Origin of the sequence: Vibrio sp. AIC-3 (genome assembly GCF_013114515.1) — a bacterium.
Classification (GTDB): domain Bacteria; phylum Pseudomonadota; class Gammaproteobacteria; order Enterobacterales; family Vibrionaceae; genus Vibrio; species Vibrio crassostreae_C.
In genome coordinates this window covers 1-1,825 of record NZ_VTXG01000064.1, presented here as the reverse complement: position 1 = coordinate 1,825, position 1,825 = coordinate 1, and the positions used below count along the sequence as shown (strand labels likewise).

Genomic DNA, 1,825 nt, shown 5'->3' with positions numbered 1-1,825 from the left:
GTTAGCCTATGCAAGGGTGTTCACCGTGAGGTGAAATCTGAAGGAAGCAAATGGCAAAACTTGGTTGTGACGAACAGAAATCTGATAGTAGGCCATTACAACTTGGGCAACCTAGCCATAGATAGAATAGCCCAATGCCTCGACGGGAAGTGTGTAGTGGTAAATCAGGCACAGCCAAGGGAAAGAACAACGTCTTACCTCGGGAGATCTTATGGTTTGTCTCAATAGAGACTAATACAGCAGTGATGTTGTGTGATGAGCAATAAGAAGTCAGCAGAAGGCATAGTACTTTGAGAATGTACAACTCAAAGGAAGGCCTGAACTGAATATATCAAGAAGCAGTCACTAGACACTCAATCATGTGGAGTCATAGCAAGATGAAACTCATCTCTACGTCCCAAAGGGCAATACCGCAAGTAAAGCTCATGGATACGAAGAATGACAAGCATGGTCGGCGTAGACAGGAGGGCGAGTCTTGGTGACCTCAACTTCGTTGATGGAGCAAATCTGCTCCTCAACCAATTTGAATCAAGCTCTTAGACGCGTGAAGAAGAACAAAGGGTGTGCAGGAGTCGACAAGCTCGACATCAACGCCACTATCTCAAGACTTCGACAGGCATCAAACGGGCAAGAGCTTCGCCAGAGTCTTCTGGATGGAAGCTATCAACCTCAACCTGTTCTTGGTGTAGAAATCCCCAAAGCTAGTGGTGGCGTAAGGCAATTAGGTATCCCAACAGTCCTTGATAGGGTAGTCCAACAGGCAATCACATCAGTGCTGTCATGTATCTATGAGCCGAAGTTCTCCGACAGTAGTTACGGGTTTAGACCCAACCGCAGTGCGCACCATGCATTGTCGGCCGCCAGTCGCTACATCCGAGAGGGTCGAGGTTATGTAGTAGATATCGACCTAGCAAAATACTTCGATACAGTGAATCACGATAGGCTAATGCACAGGCTGTCACAAGATATTGCTGATAAACGCGTGTTAAAGCTAATTAGGTCATACCTACAGGTAGGCATAATGCGACATGGACTAGTTGAGCAGAGACAACGAGGCACACCCCAGGGTGGGCCATTATCTCCGCTACTATCAAATATTGTATTAGATGAACTGGATAAAGAGCTAGAGCGTAGAGGGCATAAGTTCTGTCGATATGCAGATGACTGTCAAATCTACGTGCGTAGTGAGGAAGCCGCTCATCGAGTCAGAGAGTCGATAACGGAGTTCTTGGAGCAGAAACTAAAGCTGACGGTAAACCGTAAGAAAAGTGCAGCAACGAGAGTGACAAAGCGAACTTACCTAAGCCACCGCTTCCAGATAGACGGAAGAATCGGGATATCGAAGACGGCACAAGCTCAAATGAAGAAGCGAGTACGTCAGATAACGAAGCGAAATCGAGGACGAGAGTTACAGGTGATAATCACGGAGTTAACTCAATATCTAAGAGGATGGCAACACTACTTCAAGCTTACTGTTAGTAAAAGTGCAATGCAGCGCTTAGACGAATGGATACGGCGTAGATTAAGGTGCTACCGACTAAAGCAGCGCAAACGCAGACACAGCATAGCGATATGGTTACAGCGACAAGGTGTAACGGAGCGTAATGCGTGGAAGCTAGCGATGTCAGATAAGGGTTGGTGGCATCTAGCTTCAACGCCACAGGTTAATCACGCCATGCCAATAAAATGGTTCGAGGGGTTTGGGCTGTACTCACTAAGAGATGGGTACGAGTCACTGAAAGTATATTCGGAACCGCCGTATGCGACCCACGCTTGTACGGTGGTGTGAGAGGACGGAGGCTGCGAGGCCTCCTCCTACTCGATT

1 protein-coding gene is annotated in these 1,825 nt (G+C 47.4%); it reads left to right on the top strand.

Translation table 11 applies throughout. The features are described 5' to 3' along the window. Positions 1–496: 496 nt before the first annotated feature. Entirely contained in the window at positions 497–1,789 is a 1,293-nt protein-coding gene (ltrA, locus tag F0229_RS21580; protein ID WP_171733689.1) for a group II intron reverse transcriptase/maturase, read from the top strand. Positions 1,790–1,825: the final 36 nt, after the last annotated feature.